Raw genomic sequence first — 1,432 nt, 5'->3', positions numbered from 1 at the left:
TGAAGTGACCCCCGAGACTTGGACGGTGGGGTCAGGCGGCTGCTTGGGCCTGTTCCCGGTACTTTACCGGGCTTAGTCCCTTCAATTTCAATCTGATTCGCTCTTGGTTGTAGTACTTGATGTACTCCACCAGCCCGGCCTCCAGGCTTTCGATGCTGTCAAAGCTGTTCAGGTAGAAGAACTCCGACTTCAGCGTCCCGAAGAAGCTTTCCATTGCCGCATTGTCCAAGCAGTTGCCACGCCGGGACATGCTTTGCTTCAACGAGTGCTTTTCCAGCATGTGCCGGTAGTTTTCGTGCTGGTACTGCCAGCCCTGGTCGGAGTGGATCATTGGCCGCTCATCCGGCGAAAGCTTCTTGATGGCCTCCTCCAGCATCTGGCCCACCAGATCAAATACGGGCTGGCGCTTGATCTGATAAGCCACGATTTCACCGTTGTAGAGGTCCATGATCGGCGACAGGTACAGCTTCATGCCTTGCACCTTGAACTCGGTGACGTCGGTCACCCACTTCTGGTTGGGCCGCTCGGCATGGAACTGGCGATTGAGGTCATTGCCAACCACAACATTGGCGGCCCCTTTGAAGGACCGGTAGCGCTTCACGCGTACCCGTGATTTCAGGCCCATCTCCCCCATCAGGCGCTGTACCCGCTTGTGATTGGTCCGATGGCCCTGATTGGCCAGTTCCAGCGTCACCGTGCGATACCCATAGCGCCCTTGGCTTTGATCGTAGATTGCCCGGATGCGCTCGCACAGGGCTGCCTCATCCTGATCCGGATGGGCCAGGACATGGTTCTGGTAATAGAACGTACTGCGTGACAGCTCTGCCGCTTCGAGCAGAAGCGACAGCGTATGAACCTGCCTCAATCCTTGGATGGCTTGCGCTTTGCGTCCTGCGCCGCCTGCTCTTCCCGGATCAAGGCATCGAGTTTTTTTAGGTAGTCGGTCTCCGCACGCAGATAGGCGACTTCCTTGAGCAGCTCATCACGGCTCATTTCCTCAGGTGGCTTGGACGAACGGGTCTTTTTCATCGGCTTTCGGGGCGGTGGCGGAGGTGGTGCCAACGCTTGGGCACCGCCTTGAGCATACAGGCGCCGCCACCGCCCCACCGCGCCGGCATCGCCAATTTGAAAGTAAGTGGTGGCCTCCCGCCCGGACATGCCGTCCTGGCCCATCTTCTTCAGGACAGCCAGTTTGAATGTGAGGTCATAGGACCGGGCCTGGCGGCGAAACCCGCGCCAACCATGCAGCCGATAGGTCGCCACCCAGCGCCTGACCGTGGAGAACTCCAGGCCGTGGCGACGGGCAATGGCTTTGATCGATGTGGAGGTCTTGCAGGCCTCTTTGGCAACCTGCAGCTTGAAGCGCGCGTCATATCTGTTCATGTATCCCTCGGAGGTTGGATCTGGCGTCCAACTCCTGGGGGTCACTTCA

The 1,432-nt window shown here is 58.6% G+C and carries 1 protein-coding gene; it reads right to left on the bottom strand.

Annotated features, from left to right (window positions below; translation table 11 throughout):
• Positions 1–31 precede the first annotated feature (31 nt).
• Positions 32–1,383 (bottom strand): IS3 family transposase gene (locus tag HMPREF3114_RS20455; RefSeq protein WP_141750770.1). Its coding sequence is split into 2 segments (ribosomal slippage): positions 32–936 and positions 936–1,383, totalling 1,353 coding nucleotides; the frame shifts between segments, so codons are not numbered across the junction.
• Positions 1,384–1,432: the final 49 nt, after the last annotated feature.

The sequence above is a fragment of the Stenotrophomonas sp. HMSC10F07 genome, assembly GCF_001807895.1.
Taxonomy (GTDB): Bacteria; Pseudomonadota; Gammaproteobacteria; order Xanthomonadales; family Xanthomonadaceae; genus Stenotrophomonas; species Stenotrophomonas sepilia.
This window is presented reverse-complemented; position numbering and strand designations above follow the sequence as displayed.